The sequence below is a fragment of the Dehalococcoidia bacterium genome (assembly GCA_035310145.1).
In the GTDB taxonomy this organism is placed as follows: Bacteria; Chloroflexota; Dehalococcoidia; order CAUJGQ01; family CAUJGQ01; genus CALFMN01.
Genome location: DATGEL010000015.1, coordinates 23,765 through 49,288 on the forward strand (window position 1 = coordinate 23,765; position 25,524 = coordinate 49,288).

General features: G+C 70.0%; 26 protein-coding genes. 10 read left to right on the forward strand and 16 right to left on the reverse strand.

Annotation, left to right across the window (positions count from 1 at the left end; all coding sequences use genetic code 11):
* Window positions 1–150 precede the first annotated feature (150 nt).
* Entirely contained in the window at window positions 151–726 is a 576-nt protein-coding gene (locus tag VKV26_02495; GenBank protein ID HLZ68757.1) for a DNA-3-methyladenine glycosylase I, read from the forward strand.
* A 265-nt stretch (window positions 727–991) separates the two neighbouring features.
* Here VKV26_02495 and VKV26_02500 read toward each other — a convergent pair whose 3' ends face one another.
* Both VKV26_02500 and VKV26_02505 read right to left on the reverse strand, forming a co-directional pair.
* Complete coding sequence (locus tag VKV26_02500) at window positions 992–2,095, reverse strand: zinc-binding dehydrogenase (GenBank protein ID HLZ68758.1); 1,104 nt, start codon at window positions 2,093–2,095, stop codon at window positions 992–994.
* 54 nt (window positions 2,096–2,149) lie between these two features.
* The gene (locus VKV26_02505) at window positions 2,150–3,094 is read right to left on the reverse strand and encodes a LysR family transcriptional regulator (protein HLZ68759.1); all 945 of its coding nucleotides are present in this window, start codon (window positions 3,092–3,094) and stop codon (window positions 2,150–2,152) included.
* Between the two features lie 107 nt (window positions 3,095–3,201).
* Here VKV26_02505 and VKV26_02510 point away from each other — a divergent pair, with 107 nt between their 5' ends.
* From VKV26_02510 to VKV26_02520, 3 genes are read left to right on the forward strand one after another with little or no spacing between them, the layout of a single operon-like run.
* Window positions 3,202–3,804: a methyltransferase domain-containing protein gene (locus VKV26_02510; GenBank protein ID HLZ68760.1), complete on the forward strand. Its 603-nt coding sequence runs from the start codon at window positions 3,202–3,204 to the stop codon at window positions 3,802–3,804.
* An 18-nt stretch (window positions 3,805–3,822) separates the two neighbouring features.
* Window positions 3,823–4,005 carry a hypothetical protein gene (locus tag VKV26_02515; protein HLZ68761.1) on the forward strand — a complete coding sequence of 61 codons (183 nt, stop codon included), beginning with the start codon at window positions 3,823–3,825 and terminating at the stop codon, window positions 4,003–4,005.
* Window positions 3,989–4,597: a methyltransferase domain-containing protein gene (locus tag VKV26_02520; GenBank protein ID HLZ68762.1), complete on the forward strand. Its 609-nt coding sequence runs from the start codon at window positions 3,989–3,991 to the stop codon at window positions 4,595–4,597. The genes VKV26_02515 and VKV26_02520 overlap by 17 nt, the downstream gene beginning before the upstream one ends.
* A gap of 169 nt (window positions 4,598–4,766) precedes the next feature.
* Here VKV26_02520 and VKV26_02525 read toward each other — a convergent pair whose 3' ends face one another.
* The 3 genes from VKV26_02525 to VKV26_02535 all read right to left on the reverse strand — a co-directional run bounded on the left by VKV26_02525 (window position 4,767) and on the right by VKV26_02535 (window position 6,652).
* On the reverse strand, window positions 4,767–5,177 hold the full coding sequence (locus VKV26_02525) for a DUF3224 domain-containing protein (protein HLZ68763.1): 411 nt from the start codon (window positions 5,175–5,177) through the stop codon (window positions 4,767–4,769).
* 34 nt (window positions 5,178–5,211) lie between these two features.
* Window positions 5,212–5,604, reverse strand: a complete 393-nt coding sequence (locus VKV26_02530; GenBank protein HLZ68764.1) for a VOC family protein — start codon at window positions 5,602–5,604, stop codon at window positions 5,212–5,214.
* 316 nt (window positions 5,605–5,920) lie between these two features.
* Window positions 5,921–6,652, reverse strand: a complete 732-nt coding sequence (locus VKV26_02535; protein HLZ68765.1) for a response regulator transcription factor — start codon at window positions 6,650–6,652, stop codon at window positions 5,921–5,923.
* 553 nt (window positions 6,653–7,205) lie between these two features.
* On the opposite strand from VKV26_02535, the gene glnA reads away from it, so the two are divergent.
* A complete protein-coding gene (glnA, locus tag VKV26_02540) occupies window positions 7,206–8,639 on the forward strand; it encodes a type I glutamate--ammonia ligase (protein HLZ68766.1) in 1,434 nt (477 codons plus the stop codon).
* 273 nt (window positions 8,640–8,912) lie between these two features.
* A complete protein-coding gene (locus VKV26_02545; protein HLZ68767.1) occupies window positions 8,913–10,259 on the forward strand; it encodes a glutamine synthetase family protein in 1,347 nt (448 codons plus the stop codon).
* A 127-nt stretch (window positions 10,260–10,386) separates the two neighbouring features.
* Here the strand turns inward: VKV26_02545 and VKV26_02550 are convergent, their stop codons facing one another.
* The gene (locus tag VKV26_02550) at window positions 10,387–11,268 is read right to left on the reverse strand and encodes an SDR family oxidoreductase (GenBank protein HLZ68768.1); all 882 of its coding nucleotides are present in this window, start codon (window positions 11,266–11,268) and stop codon (window positions 10,387–10,389) included.
* Window positions 11,269–11,398: 130 nt separating this feature from the next.
* On the reverse strand, window positions 11,399–12,346 hold the full coding sequence (locus VKV26_02555; GenBank protein HLZ68769.1) for a phosphotriesterase-related protein: 948 nt from the start codon (window positions 12,344–12,346) through the stop codon (window positions 11,399–11,401).
* Window positions 12,347–12,466: 120 nt separating this feature from the next.
* Between VKV26_02555 and VKV26_02560 the strand changes: the two genes are divergently transcribed.
* Window positions 12,467–12,910, forward strand: coding sequence for a Fur family transcriptional regulator (locus VKV26_02560; GenBank protein ID HLZ68770.1), 444 nt, complete (start codon window positions 12,467–12,469; stop codon window positions 12,908–12,910).
* Between the two features lie 122 nt (window positions 12,911–13,032).
* Here the strand turns inward: VKV26_02560 and VKV26_02565 are convergent, their stop codons facing one another.
* The 3 genes from VKV26_02565 to VKV26_02575 are packed head-to-tail and all read right to left on the reverse strand — an operon-like array spanning window position 13,033 to window position 15,018.
* Complete coding sequence (locus VKV26_02565; GenBank protein ID HLZ68771.1) at window positions 13,033–13,716, reverse strand: response regulator transcription factor; 684 nt, start codon at window positions 13,714–13,716, stop codon at window positions 13,033–13,035.
* 60 nt (window positions 13,717–13,776) lie between these two features.
* Window positions 13,777–14,526 (reverse strand): hypothetical protein, encoded by a 750-nt coding sequence (locus VKV26_02570; GenBank protein ID HLZ68772.1) that lies wholly within the window; start codon window positions 14,524–14,526, stop codon window positions 13,777–13,779.
* Window positions 14,527–14,562: 36 nt separating this feature from the next.
* On the reverse strand, window positions 14,563–15,018 hold the full coding sequence (locus tag VKV26_02575; GenBank protein HLZ68773.1) for a universal stress protein: 456 nt from the start codon (window positions 15,016–15,018) through the stop codon (window positions 14,563–14,565).
* A 193-nt stretch (window positions 15,019–15,211) separates the two neighbouring features.
* On the opposite strand from VKV26_02575, the gene VKV26_02580 reads away from it, so the two are divergent.
* Both VKV26_02580 and VKV26_02585 read left to right on the forward strand, forming a co-directional pair.
* A complete protein-coding gene (locus tag VKV26_02580; protein HLZ68774.1) occupies window positions 15,212–15,655 on the forward strand; it encodes a pyridoxamine 5'-phosphate oxidase family protein in 444 nt (147 codons plus the stop codon).
* A 42-nt stretch (window positions 15,656–15,697) separates the two neighbouring features.
* Window positions 15,698–17,098, forward strand: a complete 1,401-nt coding sequence (locus VKV26_02585) for a kinase (protein ID HLZ68775.1) — start codon at window positions 15,698–15,700, stop codon at window positions 17,096–17,098.
* 51 nt (window positions 17,099–17,149) lie between these two features.
* Here the strand turns inward: VKV26_02585 and VKV26_02590 are convergent, their stop codons facing one another.
* Window positions 17,150–17,518 carry a hypothetical protein gene (locus tag VKV26_02590; GenBank protein HLZ68776.1) on the reverse strand — a complete coding sequence of 123 codons (369 nt, stop codon included), beginning with the start codon at window positions 17,516–17,518 and terminating at the stop codon, window positions 17,150–17,152.
* A 236-nt stretch (window positions 17,519–17,754) separates the two neighbouring features.
* Here VKV26_02590 and VKV26_02595 point away from each other — a divergent pair, with 236 nt between their 5' ends.
* The gene (locus tag VKV26_02595; GenBank protein HLZ68777.1) at window positions 17,755–19,245 is read left to right on the forward strand and encodes a cupredoxin domain-containing protein; all 1,491 of its coding nucleotides are present in this window, start codon (window positions 17,755–17,757) and stop codon (window positions 19,243–19,245) included.
* 201 nt (window positions 19,246–19,446) lie between these two features.
* On the opposite strand, the gene VKV26_02600 is transcribed toward VKV26_02595, so the two are convergent.
* The 5 genes from VKV26_02600 to VKV26_02620 form a co-directional block, all read right to left on the reverse strand.
* Window positions 19,447–19,962 carry a hypothetical protein gene (locus VKV26_02600; protein ID HLZ68778.1) on the reverse strand — a complete coding sequence of 172 codons (516 nt, stop codon included), beginning with the start codon at window positions 19,960–19,962 and terminating at the stop codon, window positions 19,447–19,449.
* A gap of 104 nt (window positions 19,963–20,066) precedes the next feature.
* Window positions 20,067–21,260 carry an ATP-binding protein gene (locus VKV26_02605; GenBank protein ID HLZ68779.1) on the reverse strand — a complete coding sequence of 398 codons (1,194 nt, stop codon included), beginning with the start codon at window positions 21,258–21,260 and terminating at the stop codon, window positions 20,067–20,069.
* Window positions 21,260–23,242 (reverse strand): PAS domain S-box protein, encoded by a 1,983-nt coding sequence (locus VKV26_02610; protein ID HLZ68780.1) that lies wholly within the window; start codon window positions 23,240–23,242, stop codon window positions 21,260–21,262. The genes VKV26_02605 and VKV26_02610 overlap by 1 nt, the downstream gene beginning before the upstream one ends.
* Window positions 23,243–23,328: 86 nt before the next feature.
* Window positions 23,329–24,369, reverse strand: a complete 1,041-nt coding sequence (locus tag VKV26_02615) for a universal stress protein (GenBank protein ID HLZ68781.1) — start codon at window positions 24,367–24,369, stop codon at window positions 23,329–23,331.
* A gap of 166 nt (window positions 24,370–24,535) precedes the next feature.
* The gene (locus VKV26_02620; GenBank protein HLZ68782.1) at window positions 24,536–25,483 is read right to left on the reverse strand and encodes a universal stress protein; all 948 of its coding nucleotides are present in this window, start codon (window positions 25,481–25,483) and stop codon (window positions 24,536–24,538) included.
* Between the last annotated feature and the right edge of the window lie 41 nt (window positions 25,484–25,524).

Genomic DNA, 25,524 nt, shown 5'->3' on the forward strand with positions numbered 1-25,524 from the left:
CGGTGCGTAGGTAACAGGTAACAGGTGACAGGTGACAGGTGACAGGGTACAGGTGACAGGAAACAGGGAACAGGGCGTAGGGCGTAGAGCGTAGAGCGTAGTATGAGGGGCGTGCTGCGCGCAGGGCGCGTTGCACCGGAGCAGGACGACATGGCCGAACCAACCCGCTGCGGCTGGGCGCGCAGCGCGCTCAGCCTGCCCTACCACGACACGGAGTGGGGCACGCCGCTGCACGACGATCGCGCCCTGTTCGAGTTCATCGTGCTCGAGGGCGCCCAGGCCGGCTTAAGCTGGGAGACGATCCTGGCGAAGCGCGACAACTACCGCGCCGCCTTTGACGGCTTCGAGCCGGCGCGCGTGGCCGCCTACAGAGCGGAGAAGGTCGCCGAACTGCTCGGCAACGCCGGCATCGTGCGCAACCGGCTGAAGATCGCCGCCGCGATCGGGAACGCACGGGCGTTTCTCGATCTCCAAACGGAGCACGGCAGCTTCGACGCCTGGCTGTGGCCGTTCGTGGGCGGCAGCCCGCGGCAGAACGCCTGGCAGAGCCTGGCGGAGGTGCCGGCGCGCACGGCCGAGTCCGACGCGCTCAGCGCCGCGTTGCGAAAGCGCGGCTTCCGCTTCGTCGGCTCGACGATCTGCTACGCCTTCATGCAGGCGACGGGCATGGTCAACGACCACCTCACGAGCTGCTTCCGGCACGGGGAGCTGGCGAAGCTGGATTGAAGCGGCTCGGCGCGCCCGGCCCTCTATCCCCCGTCCCCTTTCCCCCAATCTCTGACATCGCGCGGGGAGCGCTTTGGGATGAGGGAAAGGGGCGATCGGGCGGAGCACGAATCGGACGGCGCAGGGGTAACCGTGCGCCCCTACACAAACGTGCTAACCCTGCGCCTTCCGGATCGCTCCAACCCGGGATCGCCCCTCTCCTTCTCCCAGTATTGGGAGAAGGAGAGGGGTAAGGGGGTGAGGATGAGGGCCCGCCACGCCTCGCCTACCACGCGATCACGGCCCGTGTCACGGCTGTCGGGTTGGCGGCGCGGTTCAGCCACTCGGCTTCGGCGAAGGCCCGGTCGATCTGCTCCAGCGGGTACTTGTGCGAGACGATCGCCTCGAACGGGTACGTGTGCCGCGTGCGCTGCAGGAAGTCGAGCGCGGTAGGGATCGTCCACGGCTCGTAGTGATAGATGCCGATGATCTTCTTGCTGGGGAAGACCAACCGCGCCGGCTGCAACGTTACGCTCGCGTCCGTGCTGATCGTGCCGACTTCGAGATACGTCCCGCCGAAGCGCAGCATCTCGATCCCTTCCGGGATCACCGCGGTGAAGCCGACGAAGTCGCAGACCACGTCCGCGCCGACGCCGTCCGTCAGGTCTTTGATCGCGGCGATGCGCTTTTCCGGCGTATCGACCTCGTTGATGTTTATGGTGTGATCCACGCCGAAGCGTTTGGCGATCGCCAACCGGCCGGCGACGCCATCGATCGCGATGATCTTGGCCGCGCCCATCTCTCGCGCCACGGCGGCGGCGTTCAGCCCCAGCCCGCCCGCGCCCTGCAAGACGACCGTGTCGCCCAGGCGCACGCCCGCCTTGTGCAGGCCGTACATCACCTGCGAAAGGGCGCAGTTGACCGGCGCCACCAGCTCGTCCGGCAGCTCGTCGGGCACGCGGTAGACCCAGTGGCCCGGACGCAGATAGTAGTAATCGGCGAAGGCGCCGGTGAAGTAGGGCGCCTCGCCCAGCTTCACGGCGGGTGATTGGTTGGGGCAGGCGGCCGGCTCGCCGCGCAGGCAGACGTAACAGCGGCGGCAGGGATAGAAGTAGGCGTAGGCGATACGGTCGCCCTCGCGCAGCGGCTTGCCCAGCGAATCGCTGCGCACGTGCTCGCCGAGCTGGTAGACGCGGCCGGTCATCTCGTGGCCGGCGGGGAGGTGGAAGCGGGCGGGAATCTCGCCGCGCCAGATGTGCAGGTCGGAGCCGCAGATGCCCGCCATCGCGACCTTGACCATGATCGCGTCCGCTTCGAGCGGCGGCAACGGGAACTCGCGCAGCTCAAAGGGCTGCTCCGGGCCGTGATAGATCGCCGCACGTCCGTTCACCTGACGCCTCCTGCCGTGTATCGCCGGCTGTCGCCGCCCGGCGCGGCGCCTATTCTACACCGGCGCGTGGCGGCCTGAGCGCCGCGCCAAGTGGCGCAACAGGTCCGTCTCCTTCACGGCGCGCGCCAGCTCGAGGAAGGCGGCCTGCGCGGCGGTGAGCGGAGCGCTGCGGTGCCGGGCGATGTAGAGCATACGCCGGCCGTCGAATTCCGGCACGGGCAGCACGCGCAGCCGCGCCGCCTGCAGCTCGACCTCCAGCGCGTAAATCGAGGTGAGGCCGACGCCCAGCCCGGCGAGCACGGCCCGCTTCACCGCCTCGTTGCTGCCCAGCTCCATCACGAAGCGCGGCGCCATGCCGGCGGCGACCAGCGCCCGCTCGCCCGTGGCCCGCGTGGCGCTGCCCGGCTCGCGCGCGATCAGCCCCGCCTCCAGGACATCGGCCAGGGTCACGACCGTGCGCCGGGCCAGCGGGTGGCCGCTGGCGACGAAGAGCACGACGCGGTCTTCGACGAACGGCTCCAGCGGCAGATCGGGGTGCTCGACGCGGTCGCCGATGAAGCCGAGGTCGTAGACGTGGCGCATCAGCCAGTCGGTGACGCGGCGCGTGTCGGCGATCTCCAGCTCGACGCTGACGCCGGGGTAGCGGCGGTGAAACTCGCCCAGCACCGCCGGCAGCAGGTAATCCCCCGGCGTCTGGCCGGCGCCCACCACCAGCCGGCCGGCGCTGAGGCCCGTCAGCGCCGTGATCTCCGCCTGCAGCTGCTCGCTGAGCCGCAGGATGCGGTCGCCGTACTCGGCCGCGATCTGCCCGGCCTCGCTGAGCCGCACGCCGCGGCCGGCGCGCACGATCAGCCGCGCGCCCAGCGCCCGCTCCAGCGCCGCGACGTGCTGGGAAACGGCGGGCTGACCGAGATCCAGCGCCTCCGCCGCGCGCGTCAGGCTGCCCAGCCGCGCGACGCTGCGGAAGATGGCGAGCTGACGCAGCGTCGGCTCAATCATGCGTCTATCCTCATGCTTTCCATGCAATACCGCATCTACCACGCATTTTACGCCCGCGCTTTCATGATCGTGTCCGTGAAGACGCACGCCAGCGAAAGGCGGCCGCGATGGTTACCACGCCGCTCGATCTCGACGCGCTCAGCTGCGCGGTGCAGGACAAGTACACGGAGGTCGCGACGGATCCCGATCGCGGCTTCCACTTCCACACCGGCCGGCCGCTGGCGGCGCTGCTGGGCTATCCGGACGCCTGGGTAGCGGCGGTGCCCGACGCGGCCGTGCGGCGCTTCGCCGGCGTGGGCAATCCCTTCCAGTTCGGCACGCTGCCCGCGGGCACAACCGTGCTGGACGTCGGCTGCGGCGCCGGTTTCGACGCGCAGCACGCCGCCCGCCAGGTGGGAACAGGCGGCCGCGTGATCGGCGTCGACATGACACCGGCGATGCTGGCGGAGGCACGCGCCGCGGCCGCGCAAGCAGGGCTCTCGCACCTCGAGTTTCGCGAGGGCCGCGCCGAGCGCCTGCCGCTGGCGGACGCTTCCGTCGACATCGCGATCAGCAACGGCGCGATCAACCTCTGCCCGGACAAGGCCGCGGTCTACCGCGAGCTGTGGCGCGTGCTCAAGCCGGGTGGCCGCCTGCAGATCGCCGACGTGATGGTGCAGATCCCGGTGCCCGACGAGGCCAAAGCCGAGATCGACCTCTGGACCGGCTGAATCGCCGGCGGACTCCTCGTGGAGGAGTACCTGGACGTGGTGCGTGGCGCCGGCTTCGCCGACGTCGAGCTCGGTGAGATGGTGGATGTCTTCTCCGGATCGCCGCACGAGTCGGACGCGCGCGAGTTCGAGACGCGCGGCGTCGGCTTCAGCGCCCGCAAGCCCGGCCGGCAGGAACGCAGCGATGTCCCAACTACCTGACGGCCTCTCGCCCGACGCGGTGCAGGCGGCCGTACGCGAGCGCTACAGTGGCGTTGCCGCCGAACCTGCGCGGGACTTCGGCTTCCCGGTTGGCCGCGCCTTTGCGGAGGCCGTGGGCTACGCGCCGGAGCTGCTGGCGGCGCTGCCCGCGGAGGCGGCGGAGGCGTTCGCCGGCGTCGCCTGCCCCGTGCCGCGGGCCGAATTACACCCCGGCGAGACGGTGGTCGACCTGGGCTGCGGCGCGGGGCTCGACAGCCTGCTCGCGGCGCGGGCCGTGGGGGAGACGGGCCACGTGATCGGCGTCGACTTCGCACCGCAAATGGTGGAACGGGCGCGGCGCGTGGCGAACGTGGCGAGGATGCCGCAGGTCGAGATACGGCTGGCGGACGGCTGCGCCCTGCCACTGGCGGACGAGTCGGCCGACGCCGTGCTGGTCAACGGCATCTTCAACCTCAACCCCGACAAGACGGCGCTGCTGCGCGAGGCGGGGCGCGTGCTGCGGCCGGGCGGGCGGCTGGTCGCGGCCGAGATCATCCTGACCGCGCCGCTGCCGGAGGGCGAAGGGCACAGCCTGGACGACTGGTTCCGTTGAATCGGCGGCGCTGAACCGGAAGGGGACCTTCTGGACCACGTCACCGCCGCCGGCTTCGCCCGCGTCGCCGTGCTCGACCGCTGCCGCAACGCCCGCACCGGCGCGGCGCAGTCGGCCGTGCTGCTGTTCCGCGCGCGCAAAGCCGCAACCGTGCGCTGATCCTGCCGGATCAGTCGAAGCAGTAGTGGAAGCTGATCGCGCAGGCGGCGGAGTCAGCGCAGGCGAGATCGATCACGCCGCGCAGGCCGGAAAGCTCGCCGGTGCCGGAGCCGGGCACGACGGTGCGCTTGGAGGTGAGCACGCCGTTGCGGCAGGCGCCGACGTGCTCCAGCACGAAGCTGCCCGTCCTGCCGCCCACGCTGCCGCTGGCGCGCTCGATGCCGTAGATGCTGGCCGAGCCGTCGGCGAAGTCGATGCGCAGCTCCTCCAGCACACCCGCGCCTGCCAGATCGCCCTCGTACCTGATCGCGAAGCTGGCGCTGCTCAGCCGCGGGCCGCCGTCTGCAGCGGCGAACGGCCGTTGCTCGGCGGCAGTAAGCGTTAGTCGTGCGTGCGCGATCTGTCCCGCAACCGCCGTCATCGTCTGTCCCGTTTCCCTGAACCCGCGTTCGGCGTCAGAGCGCCGGGCGGTAGGAGCCGAAGCTCCACTCGTTGCCTTCGAGGTCGCGCGCCGCGTAGCCACGCCCGCCGTAGTCGTTGTCGTGCGGCGGCAGCGTGATCTCGGCGCCGGCGGCGGCCGCGCGGGCGTGGTGCGCGTCCGCATCGGCGACGAAGACGTACGGCGCCCGCTGGCGCAGGCCGGTATCGGTGTCACGCAGGCTGCCGAGCATCAGCACGCCGTTGCCCAGCTTCAGCTCGGCGTGGGCGACGGTGCCCTTCGGCCCCGGCACCAGCAGCAGCTCCTCGAAGCCGAACGCCCGCTCCAGCCAGGCGATGGCCGCCGGGGCATCGCGGTAGGAAAGACCGGGATAGAGCGTCGGCATATGATTCGCCGCTGGCCGTGCCATGGTTGTGCGCCTCCCGCCGGACGGGGCGCCGGAGCGCCCCGAGGTGTTACCACATTACAGCGGAGACGCACGTATGTTCTGAATTCTTACGTCGAGTAGAGGAAGGCGCCTGGGACGCCTGCGGGCGCGCGGGCGAGGCGCCCCGCCGCGGTTAACAGATGGTTTCAAAACCGGCGGGCACGTGCGATCGCATCTCTGCAAGCGGGAACCCGAGCCGGTTTTGAAACCATGTCTAAGGGAACCGCAGGCGCAGCACACCGACCGCGCCCACGCGGCACAACGATTGACATGGGAGTGGTTCGCGCTGGTGGCTCGCTCAGTTATTGTTCGAACTCGCCACCAGCGCCGGTGGAAAATCCGGCGGCTGCGGCGAGGTGTCCAGCACGTAGCCGACACCCTGCACGGTGCGGATCAGGCGCGGCTGCGCGGGATTGCGCTCGATCTTCTGGCGCAGACGGCTGATCCAGACGCGCAGGAACTGCACGTCGTCGCGGTACTGCTGCCCCCAGGTCCTCTCCAGCAGGTCCTCGTGCAGGAGGGTGCGGCCAGGATGGGTGGCGAGCTGCTCCAGCAACTGCCACTCCTTGGGCGAAAGCGCTACCGGCCGGCCCTCGACCGTGACGCTGTGGCCGTCGAGATCGATCACGACGTTGTCGAGGTCGACGCGGCGGCCCTCGGTGCGGCGGCGGGGTTGGCGGGTGCGGCGCAGCACGGCCTTGACGCGCTCGACGACTTCCTCGGGGTTGAAGGGCTTGACGATGTAGTCGTCGGCGCCGAGCTGCAGGCCCCTGATGCGGTCGAGGTCGGCTGTCTTGGCGCTGACGACGACGACGGGCGTGGGCGAATGCTCGCGGATGCGGCGCAGCACCTCGAGGCCGTCCATGTCGGGCAGCATCAGGTCCAACAGCACCAGCCAGGGCTTGCGCTTGTCGAACTGGTCGAGCGCCTCATTGCCGTTGGCGGCCTCGGCAGTGCGATACTCATGCGCACGCAGCTCGACCTTGAGCAGCCGGCGGATCTTCGGGTCGTCGTCGACGACGAGGATCATAGCCGCACCCTCCGCGGGGTAAATGATCAGGCGCTAACGCCTTCGCCTGGATACTATCCCATTACAAGGCCGACAACAAGGCCGATTACGTCGATACCGTGTTCGGCGCCGATCGCCGCCGCGCTGTGCGCCGGACGTCTTCGCCAGAAGCAAACCGTCTCTTACCGAGAGCATACCATAACGGCAGCACGTCTGTTCGCGCCTCAAGGGTATAACACGCCTGCTCTGCGCTTCCGTTATCCGCGAAGGCCGCGCGCCGAACCCCGCGGTGATTCCACATCGCCGCTCCGCGGCGTTCTGAAGAGTGCGGTGCCTCCCTTCCCCTCAGGTCATGTGTCTCACGTGTGTCGTGAGGAAGGGTCATGCGAGGGCTCTCGCTTGCGGGGTCAGCGATCGGCGTGCGGCAGGGGCAGCCCGTGATTTCCCCGCGTGGAAACGGCATTGAAACACGCAGGAAACATCCACGGCGTAGGCTGAGCGGTGTGCCCTGGTCGAGGCCGGGCCGCAACTTTGCCCAGAGTTGAGAGTCCCGAAAGTCGGAGGAGGCGCGGCGTTGACCCCGAAGGAGATTCAGCAGTTCGTCAAGGCGAACAACGTCCAGATCGTGGACCTCAAGTTCGTCGATCTGCCCGGCACCTGGCAGCACTTCTCGATCCATGTGAACGAGATCGACGGCCACGACGACGTCAACGCCGGCGTCTGGCGCGATGGCCTCGGCTTCGACGGCTCCAGCATCCGCGGCTTCCAGAAGATCCAGGAATCGGACATGATCCTGATTCCGGACCCGGCAACGGCCGTGCTCGACCCGTTCACCGCCGTGCCCACGCTCTCGCTGGTCTGCGATGTGCACGACCCGATCAAAAAGGAGCGCTACACGCGCGACCCGCGCCACATCGCCACCAAGGCCGAGGCGCACGTGCGCTCCAGCGGCATCGCCGACACGGTCTACTTCGGCCCCGAGGCCGAATTCTTCGTCTTCGACGACGTGCGCTACGGCGCCTCCACCAATGAGGCCTTCTACGCCGTGGACAGCGTGGAGGGCAACTGGAACAGCGGCCGCATCGAGAACGGCGGCAACCTGGGCTACAAGCTGCGCGCCAAAGAGGGCTACTTCCCCGTGCCGCCCCACGACCAGCTGCAGGATCTGCGCAGCGAGATGATCCTGACGATGGTCGCCTCCGGCATCCCCGTCGAAGTGCATCACCATGAAGTCGCGACCGCCGGCCAGTGCGAGATCGACATGCGCTTCGACACGCTGACGAAGATGGCCGACAAGCTGATGATGTACAAGTACATCGTCAAGAACGTGGCGCGACGGCACGGCCAGGTCGCGACCTTCATGCCCAAGCCGCTGTTCGGCGACAACGGCTCCGGCATGCACTGCCACCAGAGCCTGTGGAAGGGCGGCGAGCCGCTCTTCTTCGACGCCAACGGCTACGCCAAGATCAGCCAGATGTGCAAGTACTACATCGGCGGTCTGCTGAAGCACGCGCGGGCGCTCATGGCCTTCTGCGCTCCCACGACCAACAGCTACAAGCGGCTGGTGCCCGGCTACGAGGCGCCGGTGAACCTCGTCTACTCCGCCCGCAACCGCAGCGCCGCCTGCCGCATCCCCATGATCTCGGAAAGCCCGAAGCAGAAGCGCATCGAGTTCCGCCCGCCCGATCCGTCCTGCAACCCCTATCTCGCCTTCGCGGCGATGACGATGGCCGGCCTGGACGGCGTGCGCAACCAGATCGACCCCGGCCAGCCGCTGGACGTGAACACCTACGAGCTGGAAGGGCCGCTGGCGGGGGAGATCCCGACCGTGCCCGGCTCGCTTGACGAGGCACTGAAGTGTCTGGAGGAGGACCACGCCTTCCTGCTCGAGGGCGATGTGTTCACCACCGACGTGCTGGACATGTGGTTTGAGATGAAGCGCGAGCAGGTGGACGGCCTGCGCCTGCGCCCGCACCCGTGGGAGTACGCGCAGTATTTCGACGCGTAGCCGACCGGGGCATGGGGCAACAATCGAGGCGATTCGGACTGGCCCGTGGAGCGAGCGGCTCCGCGGGCCGTTCGGCCCTCAACCCCCTTCCCCTCTCCCAATCCTGGGCGAGGGGCGATCGGGCGCAGCACGACGCGGACGTCGTCGGGTTAACCGATAGCTGATTGGAACGCCCGACGCTCGATCGTCTCCTTCCCCCATCGTGCAACGAATGGGGGAAGGAGACGGGAGAGGTTGAGGGCCGAGAGCTCCGCATGCAAGGACAGAGCTCCTATGAACGACGAGCAAGAGCGCCAGGAAACCAAAGAGTACGTCCTGCAACACGCCCGCGACCAGGACGTGAAGTTCATCCGCCTCTGGTTCACCGACATCATCGGCTCGCTCAAGAGCCTGGCGATCACGGTCGAGGAGCTGGAGAACGTGCTGGACGAGGGCATGATCTTCGACGGCTCGGCGATCGAGGGCTTCGCCCGCCACGACGAGACCGACATGATCGCCATGCCCGACCCCACGACCTTCCAGGTGCTGCCCTGGCGGCCGCGCTCGCAGGCCGTGGCGCGGCTGATCTGCGACGTGCAACTGCCGGACGGCACGCCCTTCGAGGGCGACCCGCGCTACGTGCTGCGCCGCAACCTGCAGCGCGCCGCGAAGCTCGGCTACACCTTCTACGTCGAGCCGGAGCTGGAGTTCTTCTACTTCAAGAACGCCGAGGGCACCGAGGGGCTGGACGACGGCGGCTACCTGGACCTGACGCCGCTGGACGTGGCCAGCGACCTGCGCCGCGAGACGGTGCTGGCCCTGGAAGCGATGGGGATCGGCGTCGAGTACAGCCATCACGAGGTCGCCGCCAGCCAGCACGAGATCGGCCTGCGCTACACCGACGCGCTGACCATGGCCGACGCGGCGATGACCTACCGCATGGTGGTCAAAGAGGTGGCCCTGCGCCACGGCGTCTACGCGACCTTCATGCCGAAGCCGCTAGCCGGCCAGAACGGCAGCGGCATGCACACGCACCAGTCGCTGTTCCGCGGCGAAGCCAACGCGTTCTTCGACGAGACGGCAGCCTATCACCTCTCGGCCGCAGCGCAAGGCTACGTGGCCGGCCTGCTGCGCCACGCGCGCGAGATCACGCTCGTCACCAACCAGTGGGTGAACTCCTATAAGCGGCTGCTGCCCGGCTATGAGGCGCCCGTCTACCTGACCTGGGCGGCGCGGCGCAACTGGTCGAACCTGGTGCGCATTCCCGAGTTGAAGACCGGCCGGCCGGACCAGATGCGCGCCGAGTACCGCGCGCCGGACCCGGCCTGCAACCCCTATCTCGCCTTCGCGGCGATGCTGGCCGCGGGACTCGACGGCATCGAGAAGGAGTACCCGCTGCCGGAGCCGGTGGAGGCGAACGTCTTCGCCATGAGCGCGGAGGAGCGCGAGCGGCGCGGCATCGGCCAGTTGCCCGGCGATCTGCACGAGGCGATTGAAGAAGCCGCGGGCAGCGAGCTGCTGCGCAACGCCCTGGGCGAGCGGCTGATGGAGAGCTTCGTGCAGAACAAGCTGATCGAGTGGGAGGCGTACCGCAGCGCAATCACCGACTTCGAGCTGAAGCGCTACTTGCCGGTGCTGTAGCCGCCTCACCCCCTGGCCCCTCTCCATCAACTCCATCAACTCCATCAACTCCATCAACTCCATCAAATGGAGAGGGGGAAGGTATGGAGGGGTGTTGCTTGAAGAGGAGTTCTACTCCCCTACTCCGCTACTCCCTGTTCCCTCGGAGTGAAGAAGGTTTGCCGGCACCGGCCGCCGGGCCGCCCTGCATGCCTTGCAGCGCCTGCATGAACGGCGCCGCGGCCGAGAGCGTCCAGTCCATCAGCCGCGGGGCGAAGGTGCTGAAGAAGTCGATCGCCTGCGCGTCGAGCGAGAGCACGATCTCCGGCTGCGGCCAGCGCGCGTCGTTGACGATCACCTGCGCGAGCTGGCTAGCCGGGTACTTGGGGAACTCCGGCAACTGCCCGCCAAGCCGGTTGCCCGCCGCCTGCCAGATCTCGGATTCGACCGCACCGGGGCAGACGACGCTCAGGGCGATGTTGCTGGAGGCCAGCTCCGTGCGCAGCGCTTCTGTGAAGCCGACCACGGCGAACTTGCTGGCGCAGTAGGCTGTGCTGAAGGGCATGCCGCGCTTGCCCATGATCGAGGCGACGTTGATGATCACGCCGCGCCGCTGCTCGGTCATCACCGGCAGCGCGGCGCGGCAGCCGTGCACCACACCCCAGAAGTTCACGTCCATCAGCCGGCGGAACTCTTCGAGCGTGACATCGGCGAAGGCGGCGGCCAGGCCGACGCCGGCGTTGTTGACCAGCACGTCGAGCCGGCCGAAGCGCTCGCGCGCCCGCGCGATCAGCGCCTCCACCTGGGCGAAGTCGGAGACATCCGTCTGCACGCCAAGCGCCTGGCCGCCCGTCTTCTCGATCGCGGCGGTGAGTTCGTCCAGGCGGTCCTTGCGCCGGCCGGCGACGACAACGCTGGCACCGGCGCCGGCGAAGGCCCGCGCTGTCTCGTAGCCGATGCCGCTGGTGGCGCCGGTGACAACCACCGTGGCGCCGCGGACCTGGTTGCCGAACACCCCCTGCGCGACCATGAGGCACCTCCTGGTAGGTCGGTCAGCGTGCGGGAGCCGGAGGAAATAGGATAGAGGAACCAGAAAATAGCAACGAAGAAGACGCACTATTTCCTATTTTCTACGTCCTATTTCCTCGTTCCTCGCCCGCCTAATACGCCCCCTGCTGCTCGAAGATGCGGCGCGGATTGTCGACCAGCATCTGCGAGATCTGCGCCTCGCTCACGCCCTGCGCCCGCAGCGCCGGCAGCACATCGTCAGGGATGTGGTTATAGTGCCAGTTCGGCCACTGCCTGCGCACCGTCTCGGCGTCGCGCGCGTCGGAGAAGCAGCTCGCGTCATGCGAGAGCACCATCTTGCCGGCGTAGCCCTCTTTGCAGAGCGCCGCGATGGTGGCCACGCGCCGGTCGGTCGGCAGCAGGCGGTCGATGCCGAAGCGGTCCATGCCGATGGAACTGCCGCGGTCCATCAGCCGCTTGAGATAGCCGAGGTCCTCCGAGTCGCCGCTGTGGCCGATGATCACGCGCGAGAGATCGACGCCTTCGGAGGCGAAGATGTCCTGCTGCACGGTGCCCATCTCGCCGGCGGCGTAGGTGTGCGTGGAGATCGGCACGCCGGTGCGGCGGTGGGCACGGGCCGAGGCGCGCAGGATCTTCTCGATCGGCGGCGTGGCGCCCTCGGTGTCGGTCGCGCACTTGATGATGCCGCAGCGGATGTTCGTGCCCGCCGTGCCGCGCTCGATATCCTGCACGAACAGGTCCGCGATCGCGTCAACCTCGCGGCTGTGAAAGTAGCGCTGCGGCTGCCACCAGATCCCCGTGGCCACGATCACGTTCACGCCGGCGCCGGCGGCGATCTCGCGCACGAAGGCCACGTCGCGGCCCAGGTCCACGGTGGTCAGGTCCACCAGCGTGTCGATGCCGCGGCGCTGCACGTCCTGCAGCTTCACGATCGCCTGCTGCTTCACCGTCTCACGGTCCCAGAGACCGGGCCAGTTCTCGATGACGCCCGGCGAGAGGGTGATGATGTGCTCGTGCATCAGCACGCGGCCGAGCTTGCCGGTGTCGATCGGGCCGGTCACCGCCTGGATCGTCGCCATCGCCGTCTCCTCCGCGGGCCGCTGCGCCCGCGCTGCGTATGGTACCGCGATTCGGCCAGGGCATGACCGCATGAGCGGATCGTGCGTGTCGGGTACAATATTGGCGGAGGCAGAGCAACGATGGACGCGACGATCGACGCGCGCATGCGACGGGCCGGCCTGAGGCTCAGCGGGCCGCGCCGCGCCGTGGTCGAGACGATGGAGCGTGAAGACTGCTGCCTCGACGCGAACGAGATCTTCCTGCGCCTGCGCGGCGCCGGTCAGAAGACCGGACTCACCTCGGTCTACCGCGTGCTGGACCTGCTGCAGAGCCTCGGCCTGGCGGCGAAGATCGACTTCGGCGCCGGCACCTACAAGTACGAGCTGGTGAAGGGCGGCCACCATCACCACGTCGTCTGCTCCGACTGCGGCGGCGTCGGCGTGTTCGACGACCCGGCGATCGAGCTGGCGGTGCAGCACGCCGCCGAGCAGACCGGCTTCGCCATCGACAATCACCGTGTGGAGCTGTTCGGCCGCTGCGGCGCCTGCCAGAGCGCGAAGGCGAACGGCGCGCGGCCCGCCTGACCGTCGCACAGGGCGTAGGGCGTAGGACAAATAAATGCAGTGGGGGCATTCCTGCGGCCGCGCGGCAGCCATCTCCGATCCGCAGGCGACCGCGAGCCGAAGCGCGGGCGAGGGCCGGCGATTCAGGCGCCGCCCGGCTTCAGCAAGCCCTTGTCCAGGGCGTAGCGCACCAGCTCGGAGCGATGGTGCAGGTCGAGCTTCTCCATGATGCGCTGGCGGTAGGTATCGACCGTCTTGCTGGAGAGATAGAGCCGTCCGGCGATCTCGTGGTTGCTGTAGCCCTCCGCCGTCAGCGCGAGCACCTGCTCCTCGCGCTCGGAGAGGCGGCCCCGCGCCGGCCGGCTCTCCGCCGCACCGCGCTCGCCGGCCAGGTAGCTGCGCAGCAGCAGGCGCGTGGCCGCGGGATAGAGAAACACCTCGCCCCGCGCGACGGTGCGGATCGCCTGCATCAGCTCGCGCTCGGCGGCGCTTTTCAGCACGTAGCCCGAGCCGCCGGCTTCCAGGACTTTGAGGATATGGGCCTCTTCGTCGTGCATCGTGAGCACGAGCACTTTCGTGGATAGCCCCGCGGCGCTGATGCGGCGTGTGGCCTCCAGCCCGTCCAGCTCCGGCATGTCGAGGTCCATCACCACCACGTCGGGCCGCCGCCGCTCAACGAGCGTGACCGCCTCGGCGCCGTTGCCGGCCTCGCCCACGATCGCGAAGTCCGGCTCGTCCTCCAGCAGGGCGCGCAGGCCCGCCCGCAGCACGGCGTGGTCATCGGCCAGAACGATGCGCAGCGGGGTGTGCTCGGTCGAGGTCGTCATTTTCGCCCTTCACTCGCGACGCGGCGATCGGATCCGTTCGGGGAGCCCTGCACCGCCCGCCTAACGCCGCCGCCAGCGCGCGATGCCGAGCAGCCCCAGCGCCGCGGCGATCGCGGCGAGGCCGAGCTTGGTGACGTCCACCACCGGCCGCACCTGCACGCCGTCCGGGCCAACTACTACGATCGCAACAGCCCGACTGCGCCCGCCGCCGCCGCCACCGCCGCCTCCGCCGCTGCTGCCGGGGGCGCCGTCCGGCCGCGGCCCCGTGCCGCCGCCCAGCCCGATACCGTAGCCGCCGCCGAACATCGTCTCCAGCAGCGGCACCGCCGTGAAACCGTGCGCGGCGATCGCCTGGCCGACCGCCGCCTCGGGGCGGGCCGCCGCGGCCAGGGCGCCCGCGATCGTCTCGGCGCCGGCGGCCCGGCCCACGGCCGACAAGAGCTGGGCATCGGGCCAGCTGCTTTCGTTCTCCGTTCGGGTCTGCCCCCGGCTGTCCTGGTTAACCATGGCCGTTCCTCCCGGTTGCCGCTGTACGATCGCGCGCCGGAAGCGTGTGCGCGGCAGGCCGGCGACGAGCAGCCCGGCCAGCAACCCGGCCGGCCCGCGGGCGACGACCGGCACGCCGTGCCAGCGCCGCCCGGCGGAGCGTTCGAGCACGCCGATCGGCGTGCAGAGCTCGCCGTACAGGGCGACCCTGCCCACCGCGCCGAGCCGCAGGCGCAGCAGGGCGTGAACCGGCACGATCGCGCGATTGCCATCCGCGGCGATCTGCTTGCCCGCGACCAGGCGCCGCTGCCCGTACAGTAGCATGCGCTTCCACCACGAGCCGGGTGCCGGGCGACCGGCTCACGCGGGCTGCGGTGCCGCACGCCGCGGGGCGATCACCAGCACGGCGCCGGCCGCGGCCGCGATCAGCACGCGCTCCGCCTCGTTCGGCGCCAGCGACCGCGGATCGTCATCCCGCGGCCGCGCCATCACGGTCAGCACGACCTCGGGCGCCGCCACGGCCTCCCGCAGCGCCGCCAGCGGCTCACCGCCGGCGACCAGCACCTCGGTCATAATGCCACGCTGCTGCAGCGCCCGCGCCGTGCGATGGAGGTAGTCCTCCAGCCGCTCGCGCCGCTCAAGCGCGCGAAGCTGCTGCGGCGACTCGGGCAGTGCCTCGTCGGGGCCGGCGGCGGCGCTGAGGCCGAGCAGCCGCAGACTGCGGCCCATCGCCCGCGTGGCCGCCTCGGCTTCGGGCAGCGCGGCCTCGGCTTCGGCGGATCCATCGAGCGGAATGAGAACCACGGGCGGTCGCATGGCGCGCCTCCTGCGAAGCTGGCAGCGGTAGTGGCGCTGTGTCCAATTCGATCTCAACGCGTCGCCGGCTGAGTGTCAGTCGGGCAAGCTACGCCCGCCGCGTCTGGCGTTGCCCGGCAGACACCCTGCCCCCGCGGCGCTAGCCTGTACACCGGATCGCTGGTTCGGCTTCCGGCGGTTGGGGAGAACGGCCATGCTGGGCACACTGACAGACGAGGACGCGCGAGCGGTCTTGCGCCAGGAACGCATCGGCCGGCTCGGCGTCTGGGACGGCGAGCGCGTCTTCATCTATCCCGTCAACTACGGCTACGACGGCGCGAACCTCTACCTGCAGTCGCGCGATGGCGAAAAGGTGCGTGGCATGCGCCGCCATCCAGAAGTCTGCGTGCAGGTCGATCAGATCATCACCCCCGCCCGCTGGCGCAGCGTGATGGTGCACGGCAGCTTCGAGGAGATCGGTGAGGAGTCGGCGCGCGATGCCGCGCTGGCCGCCATCGTGCGTCAGGCCGGCGCCCAGCCGCCGAGCATCGCGCCCTACCTGGACGGGCCGGAACATCTCGTGGTCTACCGCGTGCCGGTGCGGGAGATCAGCGGCCGCTACGAGGAGAGTGAGGTGCCGCAGCCCCGCGGCGGGTAGACTGAGCCTGAGCGCGGCCGCCGGAAGGAGCCAAACGCCACGATGCCGCCGAGACGCCGCGCCGCGGCCGGGCGGGTGGACGCCTCCCCGCTGCCCGCGCACGTGACGGCCTTGCTCGCGCCCGACGCGCTGGGACCGGGGGAGGGCCGCGCCGAGCTGGTGCAGACGCACGGCTCCTACGTGCTGCTGGGCGCCACGCGCGTCTGCAAGCTGAAGAAGCCGCTCGACTTCGGTTTCCTCGACTACACCACGCCGGCGCAGCGGCGCCGCGCCTGTGAGGCCGAGCTGCAGCTGAACCGGCGGCTCACCAGCGACGTCTACCTGCGCATCGCCGCCGTAGTCAAGGCGCCCGGCGGCTTCGCGCTGGCCGGGGCGGGAGACGCGGACGCCGCGGCCGACTACGCCGTGCTGATGCGGCGCCTGCCGCAGGCGGGGATGCTCGACCGGCTCGTGGAGCGGGACGCGCTCTCCTCGGCGTTGATCGCGCGGCTGGCGGAGCGGCTCGCCCGCTTCTACCGGCAGGCAGATCGCGGCGCCGCGATCGACGACGGCGCCCGGCCCGCCATGCTGCTCACCAACTGGCAGGAGAACTTCGCGCAGACGCTGCCATACGTGGACCGCACGCTGACCGCGGCGCAGTACCGGCGCATCGCCGCGGCGGCCTACGCCGATCTGCTGCGCCTGCGGCCGCTCTGGCGGCAGCGCATTGCCGAGGGCAGAGCGCGCGACGGCCACGGCGATCTGCGCCTCTCTGCCGTCTGCGTCGAAGGCGAGACGATCCAGATCTACGACTGCATCGAGTTCAACGAGCGCTTCCGCCACGCCGATGTGGCCGCCGACATCGCCTTTTTGGCGATGGATCTCGACGCGCACGGCCGTCCCGACCTGGCTGATGAGTTCGTGGCCGCCTTCATGGCCGCCAGCGGCGACACGACGCTCGGCGCCGTGCTGCCGTTCTACCTGTGCTACCGCGCCTATGTGCGCGGCAAGGTGTACAGCTTCCAACTGGACGAGCGCGAGGTACCGCCGGCGCAGCGGCGCCGGGCAGCGCTGACGGCGCGGGCGCGCTTCCGCCTCGCCGCGGGCTACGCGCGGCGCGCGCGGCCCAGCGTGACGCTCGTGTCCGGCGACGAAGGCCCGCTGCGCGCGGCCGTGGCGGCGGCGCTCGCCAGCCGGCGCGGCGCCGTGCCGATCGAGGCCGCGGACGTAACGAGCGCCGCGGACCAGGCCGCGCACTGGCTGCGGCAGGGGATCGGCGCCGTGCTCGGCGGGCCGCCGGAGCTGCACGAGCTGGCCGGTTGCCTGCCGCCGCGTACGCCGTTCGCCATGTACGTGCTGGGCACCGGCGCAATGCCGGCGGGAGCGCGGCGGCTGGCGGAAACCGGCTCCGTGCGCGCCGCCCTGGGCGCGCTGCACGGGCTTCCGCGCGCCGCCAGAGGATAGCGATCGCAGCCGCGGGTGCGGGCCGGGCGGCACATGCCCCGGCTCAGCGCATCAGCGGTCGCGAGCGGCGGCCCCACGGGCGCGGCCGAGCCCGGCGACGATGAAAAGCACGGTCAGCACGGCGCCCAGCCGCAACGCCCGCGTCTCCAGGTTGGCCAGCATCGCCGCCACGGCGAACAGGCCGAGCAGCAGCGCCCGCGGCACGGTGCGCGTGGGGTCGCGTGTCTCCTCGGCCACGGTGTTGACCTCGTCGAAGCCGAGGAAGGCGAAGAAGACCAGCGCCGCCGCGCCGATCAGCACGCGGATGCCGGCGCCGACGATCATGCCCACGCCGCCGGCCGTGACCTCGGCCAGGCCCAGCGTGCGATTGAGCGTGGGGCGCTGAACTTCGCCGCCGGGCTGGTTGCTCGTCGCCGTCATCCGCTGGCCGAAGGGAAGCGGCAGCCGCCGCGCCCGCTCCGATCAGCATCAGGGTTCTACGCGCCGCCGTCTGTCGGGTAATGCCGTAGCGAGGGGCGTCGCTTTGTCAGGGAAAACGACCGGCGCTTCTCCGATCTGGCCCGGCAGACGCGCAGCTCCGCGGCATTGACACTGCAGACAGAAGAATCCGGCCCTCCTCAGGCGAGCGCCGGACCGATCGTAGTGGAGGCGCAGCGATGGCGTTAGTTTCACAGCAGCCTGCCGCACCGAGGAGAGGCTTCCCCTTCCCCTCCGGCAAGACATTACTGGCCCTTGCCGTGCTGGTAGGCGCGGTCTGGGCGGCGCTGGCCGTGCAGGCCGCGATTCTGAGCGACTGGTCGGCGGGCGATACGCAGGGCCTGCAACACCAGATCGATCAGTTGAAGGCCGGGGCCGGCCGGCCGGCCGCGAGCACTCTCCCGATGCAGGTTTCGGACCAGGCGCAGGCGCAGCCGTTCGACGCCACGCTGCCGCCGCTGGCCGACACGCCGGTGAAGGAGATCGCGCTCACCGCGAGCGACAGCACGATGATCGGCATCGCCAAGGGGATCAACTTCCAGGGCTGGTCGTTCGGCGACAGCATCCCGGCGAAGCCGCTGCACGTGCGCCAGGGCGACACGGTCAAGTTCACGCTGACGAATAACGGCACGATGGGCCACGGCATGGACTTCCACGCCGCGGAGATCGATCCGGGCGCCAACTACAAGACCGTGCTGCCCGGTGAATCGTTCAGCTTCAGCTGGACGGCGAACCGGCCCGGCGTGTTCATGTTCCACTGCAGCGCCGCGCCGGTGATCCAGCACATCGCCGACGGCATGTTCGGCGCGATCGTGGTCGATCCGCCCACGCCGCTGCCGCCCGCCAAAGAGTACGTGCTGGTGCAGTCCGAGTACTACCTGAAGCAGCAGGGCGATGTCTACGTCGGTGACGTGAACAAGATGCTGGCCGGCACGCCGGATTACGTCGTCTTCAACGGCATGTTCAACCAGTACCGCGAGCACCCGCTGACGGCCGATCCGGGCCAGCTGGTCCGCCTCTACGTCGTGAACGCCGGGCCGGTGGACACCAGCGCCTTCCACGTGATCGGCACGATCTTCAGCGCGGTCTACCCCGACGGCAACACGGCGAACAAGCTGGTCGGCGTGCAGACCTACAACGTGCCGCCCGGCGGCGGCGCGATGTTCGAGATGACGATGCCCAACGCCGGCACCTACCCCTTCGTCACCCACTCCTTCGCCGATGCCTCGAAGGGCGCGATCGGCGTCATCCAGGTCGGCCAGCCGCCGGTGAGCGGCGCCGCGGTGCACGACATGAACGCGCCGATGCCTATGCCCACGGCGCAGGTTCCCGCGCAGCCGGCGCAGAGCGGGGCGCAGGCGCAAAGCGGCGGCCAGGCCGCGGCGGGCGGCAGCAACGCGATCACGGCGACGGATAACGCCTTCACCCAGAAGCAGCTCAGCGTGAAGGCCGGCGAGGCGCTGACGCTGACGCTCACCAACAAAGGCAGCGCCATGCACAACCTGCACGTGATCGGCCTGAAGGGCGCGGACGGCAAGGACGTGCAGACCGCGCTGCTCGAGGGCGGCAAGAGCGGCAGCGTGACCTTCACGCCGACGCAGCCGGGCAGCTACAAGTTCCAGTGCGACGTGCATCCCGCCGAGATGACCGGCACGCTCACCGTCAAGTGAACGGGCGCGGGAGGCCAGTCTCCCGCACCGTTCTCCTCAGCCGGCGCCCGCTCACACCCCGAGCGGGCGCCGGCCCTCTCTTTGCGTAGCGACCTCGCCGCGCTGGTCCGTGAGCGGCACCACCGCCGCGCCGGCAGGGCCCACGAAGACGCCGCTGGTGAGAGAACCAGCGGCGTCTTCGTGGGCCCTAGGTTGCCCCGGTCACAGGGCGAAGGGCTGCACGTTTGGCGACGCCGTGCAGAGCGGGCCGGCTCGCCTGGCCGCCGCGATCGCCCTGGCCAGCGCCGGCCCGGATGCGTCCTCGCTCACGGCAAGCGTGGCGCCGCTGACGATGAAATGGTGCGGCCGGTCTTCCGCGTCGAAGCAAAGGGTTACCGCGTACGAGCAGACGATGTGCATCACCGGCCCGAAGATCCGCGCCGTCAACGTCCAGCAGGCGCCGGCCTCCGGTGTTGCCGGCCAGATGGTGTCGTAGATGGTGAGCGACGGCTGCATCACCAGCAGCCGGGCAGACAGCCGCGGCAACAACGCCCGCACCGTCGGATCGAGCGCCAGCGCTGCCTGCCGCCGCGTGACGATGCGCCCGGCCGTGGTGTGCGCCGGCGAGTCGGCTCCGCCGCGGTCCTTCCGCGCGCTCGGACGGCGGTGTCCGGCACGACGGTAGCCGTCACGCTCGGAGCCGACGACTGGCCGGGCGGGGCTCATGGTCGTCGTCATCGCGCCACCTCCCTCGTACGCCGAGCGTAGGCGGGCGCGAACCGCGCGTCTGTCGGGCAGCGCATGACAGTGCTGAAGGCGATCAACGGTCAGCGCCATGCCGCTCAGTTGCGGAGGTCCGGGTCTTCGTCGGCCTCGTCCAGCGGCAGCCGCACGGTGACCGTCGTGCCGGCGCCTTCGCGGCTCTCCAGCGCGATCGAGCCGCCATGCTGCTCGACGATCTGCCGCGACGCTGCCAGGCCGATGCCGCTGCCGCGCAGGGTGCCCGCGGCGTTGCGCGCCCGGTAGAAGGGCTGCAGCAACCGCTCCCGCTCGTCGGCGGGAATGCCGATCCCCTCGTCGCGCACGCGCAGCACCGCCTGCCGCGCCGCGTCCTGCTGCTCACGCCGTATCTCGACCGTGATCGTGCCGCCGGCGGGGCTGAACTTCACGGCGTTGGAGAGCAGGTTGGAGATCACCCGGGCCAGCCGCTGCTCGTCCCACTCGCCCGTGATCGGGCCGTCCGGCTCGGCCACGCGGATCTGATGCCGGCTCGTCGTCGCTTGGTGGAGGGTCACCTGCGCCTGCACGAGCGCGTTGAGGTCAACCGGCGCGTAGTCGAGGTCGAGCGGCCGGCCGGCCTGCAAGCGCGCCAGGTCGAGCAGCTCGCGCAGCATCCCCAGCATCGCGGTTGAGGCCTCGTCGATCAGCGCCAGTTGGCCGGCCAGCTCGGACGCCGGCGGCGGTGTGCCCGCCTCGGCGCGACGGCGCAGCCGCCGGTTCACCGCGCGGATCGCCGCCAGCGGCTGGCCGAGATCGTGCGAGAGCACCGACTGCGCGGCGTCGCGGTCGTGCAGATCGCTGCGGGCGCGGGCGTAGAGCTGTTCCAGCGCCTCCCGTTGCTGCCGCAGGCGCAGGTAGAGCAACCGCGTCTCCAGCAGGTTGCTGACGCGCAGCACCAGCTCGACGCGGTCGAAGGGCTTGGTCAAAAAGTCCTTCGCGCCCGAGGCGAGCGCCCGCTGCCGCGTCTGCGGCGTCACGTCGGCGGTGAGCACCAGGATCGGCAAATAATCGTCCGGCGTGAGTGCGCCTTTAATCTGCTCCAGCACCGCAAAGCCGTCCAGGTGCGGCATCAGCAGGTCGAGCAGCACCAGGTCGAAGCTTTCGCTCGTGATCCGCGGCAGCACGGCGCGCGGATCGGTGAGGCCGGCCACATGCTGGAAGCCGGCGCGCGCCAGCAACTGCTGCAGCAGGTCGACGTTGGCCTCTTCGTCGTCGACGACGAGGATGCGGGCGCCGGCGAGGCTGGATTCGGCCATCAGCCCTCCCGCGATCCGGCGTGCCGCTGCAGGGCGTCCGCCACGACGGTCAGAAACTCCGCCACGTCCAGCGGCTTGGTCAGATAGGCGTGGGCGCCGGCGGTGAGCAGCCGTTCGACCTGCCCCGGCGTGGCGTCGGCGCTGAGAATGACCACGGGGATCGCCGCCGTCTCCGGGTTCGCTTTGAGCACCTGCAGCACGTCAAGGCCGTTCATATCCGGCAGGTGCAGATCGAGCAGGATCACGTCCGGCCGGTGCTGGAACGCCAGGTCGAGGCCGAGGCGACCCTGCATGGCGGCGAGCGAGCCAACGCCCGGCCAGCGTTCGAGGATCTGCTCGACCAGCTCCAGGTTGGAGAGGTTGTCCTCGATGTAGAGCACGCGCTGTGTGCGGCCGGACGGTTCCGGTCGCGGCTCGCCGGCAGGTGCGGCGAACGTCTGCTGCAGCAGCGGATCCGCGGCTTCGATCAGCTCGATGTGGAAGACGCTGCCGGCGCCGATCGTACTCTCCACGCCGATCGTGCCGCCCATCGCCTCCGCCAGCCGCCGCGAAAGCGCCAGCCCGAGCCCCGTGCCCTCGACCTCGGTCGTCTCGGCGCCCAGGCGATCGAAGGGCTGAAACAGGCGGGAGAGCTTGGCCGCGGGGATGCCGCGGCCCGTGTCGCGCACGCTGATACGCAGGCGGCCGGCGGCGGGCGCGGAGCAGACGACGCTCACGCTGCCCTGGTCGCGGTTGTACTTCACGGCGTTGGAGAGCAGGTTGAGCAAGATCTGCTTGAGCCGCTGGCGGTCGGCCAGCACAAAGCGGCCGTCGATCTCGGCGTCGCCGGCCAGCGACACGCTGATCTCGTGTTCAGCGGCCAGCGGCCGCACCAGATCCAGTGTCTCCGTGACCACCTCACGCAGCCGCACCGGCTCCGGCGAAAGCGGCAGGCGGCCGGACTCGATCCGCGCGATGTCGAGCACCTCGTTGATCAACTCCAGCAGGTGGCGGCCGGCCTTGAGGATCCGCTCCACGTTCTTCTGCTGCTGCGGCTCAAGCGGATCGAACTCCAGCAGTTGCGCGAAGCCGAGCACGGCGTTCAGCGGCGTGCGCAGCTCGTGGCTCATGCGCGAAAGAAACTCGCTCTTGGCCAAATTCGCCTGCTCGGCTTCCTCCTTGGCGTGTTGCAGCTCGCGCTCGCTTTCCAGGCGCGCGGTGATATCCTGCGTGACCTTGGCGAAGCCCTGCAGGCCGCCGTGCTCGTCGCGCAACGCCGTCAGCACGACTTCGGACCAGAAGCGCGAGCCATCCTTGCGTACGCGCACGCCGATATCGTGCACGTACCCCTCGTCGCGCGCGGCCTGTAGCTCGCGCTCCGGCGCGCCGGTGGCCACGGCCTCGGGTGGATAGAAGCGCGAGAAGTGCTGCCCCAGCATCTCATCGGCCTGGTAGCCGAGGATGCGCTCGGCGCCGGCGTTCCAGCTTGCAATGCGGCCGTCCGGATCGAGCATGAAGATCGCGTAGTCGCGCACCCCCTCGAGCAGGGCGCGCAGCCGCTGGTCCTGCTCGCGCACGATCGCCTCGATCTGGCGGCGGCGGCTGATGTCCCGCACGATGCTGGTGATCAGCAACTGGCCGTCCGAGTCGAGCGGGCTCAGGCTCACCTCGACCGGAAACTCGCCGCCGTCCTTGCGCTGGCCGTACAGCTCCAGGCCGACACCCATCGGCCGGGTGTGCGGCGCGGCGATGTAGCCCTGGCGATCGGCGACATGCCGATGGTGGAAGCGGGCGGGGATCAGCAGCTCGATCGGCCGGCCGTGCAGTTCATCGCGGCGATAGCCGAACAGCGCTTCGGCTTGCTGGTTGACAATCGCGATCTTGCCGGCGGCATCCACGATCACGATCGCATCGGGCGCAGCCTCCAGCAGGTTGCGAAAGCGCGCGTCGTCGGCCGACGCGGTTCGTTCGGTTCCCGCCGGCACGCCGTTGCTCTCCGTCATCCATCTCTCCAGGCGCGCAGCTTGCCGCCGGACCCGCTCGGCCATGCGGCCATCCGCAGCCATGATACGGTGCGCAGTCAGCACGATCAGGACGTCGCGCGGGCGGAATGGAGCGCGCGTCCATTCGTGTCGGACGAGTCGGTAGCCGGTGGCGTGACCGCCCCTTGCGGCACGATCAGGGTGGGCAGCCCGGCGGCGATCAGGTCAAAGGCGACGCTGCCCCGCAGCGTTCGGCTCAGCCCGGTTCGGCCGTGCGAGGCGATCACAGCCAGGTCAACGCCGGCGGCGCGAGCCAGCGCGATCAGCTCGGCGCCCGCCGCACCGTGCAGGACGAGGGACTCGACCGGCAGATTCGGCGGCAGCCCTGTGGCTTTGCCGCTGAGGTAGGTTTCGGCGCGCGCGGTCTGGCGGCGCTCGGTGGCCCCGGCGTCGGGCACGTGGCCATGGCCCGGCGTCCACGAGGCGTACTCCTGCACAACGCGGGCGAGCAGCAGGCGGGCGCCGAGCGCGCGGGCGAGCTCGGTCGCCGGCGCCAGCGCGGCTTCGGCCAGCGCGGTGCCGTCCAGGGGCACCAGGATGCGTTGGATGGAAGCCGGAGCCTGCCGCTCCCCACCGTCGTACTTAGACATGGTTTCAAAACCGGCTCGAGTTCCCGCTTGTAGGTGTGCGATCGCACCTGAACGCCGGTTTTGAAACCATCTGTTAGCCAGCAGGACGGGGCGGTTGCCGCGGCTGGCCACATCATCCGCGACACTGCCGAGCGCCCAGCGGGCCAATTCGCCGCGGCCGTGCGTCGCCATCGCGATCAGCGACGCATTCAGCGCCGTGGCCGCCCCCTGGATCTCGCCGGCCGGATCGCCCCACATCAGCGCGGTGGCGACTTGCAGCCCGTCCTCGCGCAGGCGCCGTTCGCTGCGGATCAGGTACTGCTCCAGCGCCTGGCGCCGCTGCTGCGCGGCCGCCTCGCGATCGCCGTCGCTCGTGGGCGCAAGCCGCGGATCGGCCTCGACGACGGCGAGCAGCACCAGCTTCTGGCCCGTGCCGCGCGCGATCGCCATTGCCAGGGGCAGCACCGCTTCGGCCACGCCGCTGCCATCGAGACACACCAGGATCCGCTCCGCAACCATCTCCACCGCTCCTGCGCCGGCCCGACCCCGCGTGCGGGCGCCGGGCGCCAAAAGCTCCGCGCGTCGCGGGCCGTCTGTCTCTCAACACTGCCGAACGGAGGCGCTCACGTATGCCGGGCAGGCAGAGACAGTGGCGGGCCGGTTTTGCCCCACGGGGCGAGCCGTGCTACGCCGGCCGCTCCGCGCCGGCTGTCTCGAAGGAGATGGCAGCGCCGGGTTGCAGATCGGGCCGCAACAGCAGCGTGGGCACGCCGGAGCGCACGATCCGATCGGCCGTGCTGCCCAGCACCAGCCGCTTGACGCCACCGCGGCTGTGCGTGGTCATCACCACCAGGTCCGCCGGCTCGGTCTTGAAGTAGTCCAGCAGGGCCAGCGGGGCCGCACCCCGCAGCAGCACCGTCTCGACCTCGGGTATGGACTGCAGACGCGTGCGCACCTCTTGCAGATACGCCTGGTCGGCCTGATCGATCTCTGCCTGGATCTCGGCCAGGTCCGGGACATAGGCATAGGGTTCCGTCGCCGTCAGCACGAACGGCTGCGCCCGGATCAGGAGCAGCGCGGCGCCCGTCGCCTGGGCGAGGCGCGCGGCAACCGGCAGCGCCGCCTCGGCGAGCTCGGATCCGTCCAGTGGCACTGCGATCCGCCGCAGCGGCGCCGCGGCCGTACGATCGGCGGACGGCTCCGGCGTCAGCAGCAGCACGGGGCGCGGTGCCAGGCGCATCAGCTTATCCGCCACGCTGCCCAGGTACCAGCGTTGCAGGCCGCCGCGGCCGTGGGTGGCGATCACGACCAGCGCCACGTCGGCATCCTCGGCGGCGGCAAGCAGTTGCTCGATCGGCTCGCCCTGCGCCAGCAGTACGCCGGCCGGCTGGCCCGACGTTTCCAGCCTGGCGGCCTGCTGGTGCAGATAGTGCTTGGCCTTTTCCTGTTCGGCCTCCAGCAGCCGATCGTGCTCCGCCGTCGCGCGGGCGTGTGGCCAGGCGGGGCCGGTGTCGACGACGCTGACAAGGCGGATGCCGAAGCCCAGCGCCCTTGCGACGGCGCGGGCGAGCGGCAAGGCGCCCTCCGCCAGTTCGGAGCCATCCAGCGGCAGCAAAACGACGTGATCGGTCATGCGTTCTTCCTCGTCCCTGAATCGAAAGCATGGAGTCATGC

Coding starts and splice junctions, on each gene's coding strand:
- VKV26_02495 (HLZ68757.1), top strand. CDS start 151: ATGGCCGAACCAACCCGCTGCGGCTGGGCGCGCAGCGCGCTCAGCCTG.
- VKV26_02505 (HLZ68759.1), bottom strand. CDS start 3,094: ATGATTGAGCCGACGCTGCGTCAGCTCGCCATCTTCCGCAGCGTCGCG.
- VKV26_02510 (HLZ68760.1), top strand. CDS start 3,202: ATGGTTACCACGCCGCTCGATCTCGACGCGCTCAGCTGCGCGGTGCAG.
- VKV26_02520 (HLZ68762.1), top strand. CDS start 3,989: ATGTCCCAACTACCTGACGGCCTCTCGCCCGACGCGGTGCAGGCGGCC.
- VKV26_02525 (HLZ68763.1), bottom strand. CDS start 5,177: ATGACGGCGGTTGCGGGACAGATCGCGCACGCACGACTAACGCTTACT.
- VKV26_02530 (HLZ68764.1), bottom strand. CDS start 5,604: ATGGCACGGCCAGCGGCGAATCATATGCCGACGCTCTATCCCGGTCTT.
- VKV26_02535 (HLZ68765.1), bottom strand. CDS start 6,652: ATGATCCTCGTCGTCGACGACGACCCGAAGATCCGCCGGCTGCTCAAG.
- VKV26_02545 (HLZ68767.1), top strand. CDS start 8,913: ATGAACGACGAGCAAGAGCGCCAGGAAACCAAAGAGTACGTCCTGCAA.
- VKV26_02550 (HLZ68768.1), bottom strand. CDS start 11,268: ATGGTCGCGCAGGGGGTGTTCGGCAACCAGGTCCGCGGCGCCACGGTG.
- VKV26_02555 (HLZ68769.1), bottom strand. CDS start 12,346: ATGGCGACGATCCAGGCGGTGACCGGCCCGATCGACACCGGCAAGCTC.
- VKV26_02560 (HLZ68770.1), top strand. CDS start 12,467: ATGGACGCGACGATCGACGCGCGCATGCGACGGGCCGGCCTGAGGCTC.
- VKV26_02565 (HLZ68771.1), bottom strand. CDS start 13,716: ATGACGACCTCGACCGAGCACACCCCGCTGCGCATCGTTCTGGCCGAT.
- VKV26_02570 (HLZ68772.1), bottom strand. CDS start 14,526: ATGCTACTGTACGGGCAGCGGCGCCTGGTCGCGGGCAAGCAGATCGCC.
- VKV26_02575 (HLZ68773.1), bottom strand. CDS start 15,018: ATGCGACCGCCCGTGGTTCTCATTCCGCTCGATGGATCCGCCGAAGCC.
- VKV26_02580 (HLZ68774.1), top strand. CDS start 15,212: ATGCTGGGCACACTGACAGACGAGGACGCGCGAGCGGTCTTGCGCCAG.
- VKV26_02585 (HLZ68775.1), top strand. CDS start 15,698: ATGCCGCCGAGACGCCGCGCCGCGGCCGGGCGGGTGGACGCCTCCCCG.
- VKV26_02590 (HLZ68776.1), bottom strand. CDS start 17,518: ATGACGGCGACGAGCAACCAGCCCGGCGGCGAAGTTCAGCGCCCCACG.
- VKV26_02595 (HLZ68777.1), top strand. CDS start 17,755: ATGGCGTTAGTTTCACAGCAGCCTGCCGCACCGAGGAGAGGCTTCCCC.
- VKV26_02600 (HLZ68778.1), bottom strand. CDS start 19,962: ATGACGACGACCATGAGCCCCGCCCGGCCAGTCGTCGGCTCCGAGCGT.
- VKV26_02605 (HLZ68779.1), bottom strand. CDS start 21,260: ATGGCCGAATCCAGCCTCGCCGGCGCCCGCATCCTCGTCGTCGACGAC.
- VKV26_02610 (HLZ68780.1), bottom strand. CDS start 23,242: ATGACGGAGAGCAACGGCGTGCCGGCGGGAACCGAACGAACCGCGTCG.
- VKV26_02615 (HLZ68781.1), bottom strand. CDS start 24,369: ATGGTTGCGGAGCGGATCCTGGTGTGTCTCGATGGCAGCGGCGTGGCC.
- VKV26_02620 (HLZ68782.1), bottom strand. CDS start 25,483: ATGACCGATCACGTCGTTTTGCTGCCGCTGGATGGCTCCGAACTGGCG.